Annotated in this window: 1 protein-coding gene; it reads right to left on the reverse strand. The window is 61.6% G+C overall.

The window, feature by feature from the left end:
* Positions 1–1,106, reverse strand: a 1,106-nt coding sequence (gene tuf / locus ACYZGB_RS22775; protein ID WP_298456587.1) for an elongation factor Tu, incomplete at both ends; no start/stop codon positions are given.

Here is a 1,106-nt window from a genome sequence, read left to right on the forward strand (position 1 = left end):
AAGCGCAGACCTTCTTCCATGGCGATGGGGTTGATCAGCTTCACAGTGATCGACACGTTGTCACCAGGCATGACCATTTCCTTGTCGGCTGGCAGCTCGATGGCGCCAGTCACGTCGGTCGTGCGGAAGTAGAACTGAGGACGGTAGTTGTTGAAGAAAGGCGTGTGACGGCCACCTTCGTCCTTGGACAGAACGTACACCTCAGCCGTGAAGTGGGTGTGGGGCTTGATCGAGCCGGGCTTGCACAGCACTTGGCCGCGCTCCACGTCTTCGCGCTTGGTACCGCGCAGCAGCAGGCCGACGTTGTCGCCAGCTTGGCCCTGGTCCAGCAGCTTGCGGAACATTTCCACGCCGGTGCAGATGGTCTTTTGCGTGTCGCGGATACCGACGATTTCAATTTCTTCGCCGACCTTGATGATGCCGCGCTCAACGCGACCGGTCACCACGGTGCCACGACCGGAGATGGAGAACACGTCTTCCACGGGCATCAGGAAGGCACCGTCCACAGCGCGCTCTGGCGTGGGGATGTAGGTGTCCAGGGCTTCGGCCAGCTTCATGATGGCCTCTTCACCCAGCTTGCCCTTGTCGCCTTCCAGGGCGAGCTTGGCGGAGCCACGGATGATGGGGGTGTCGTCGCCTGGGAAGTCGTACTTGTCCAGGAGTTCGCGCACTTCCATTTCGACGAGTTCCAGCAGTTCTTCGTCGTCCACCATGTCGCACTTGTTCAGGAACACGATGATGTAAGGCACGCCCACTTGGCGGGCCAACAGGATGTGCTCGCGGGTCTGGGGCATGGGGCCGTCAGCAGCGGAGCAAACCAGGATAGCGCCGTCCATCTGGGCAGCGCCGGTGATCATGTTCTTCACATAGTCGGCGTGGCCGGGGCAGTCCACGTGGGCGTAGTGGCGGTTGGCCGTTTCGTATTCCACGTGGGCGGTGTTGATCGTGATACCGCGGGCCTTTTCTTCGGGCGCAGCGTCGATCTGGTCGTAGGCCTTGGCTTCGCCGCCAAACTTGGCCGACAGCACGGTAGCGATCGCTGCCGTCAGGGTCGTCTTGCCATGGTCCACGTGGCCGATCGTGCCCACGTTGACGTGGGGCTTGGT

It is taken from the genome of Acidovorax sp. Q11, from assembly GCF_054950075.1.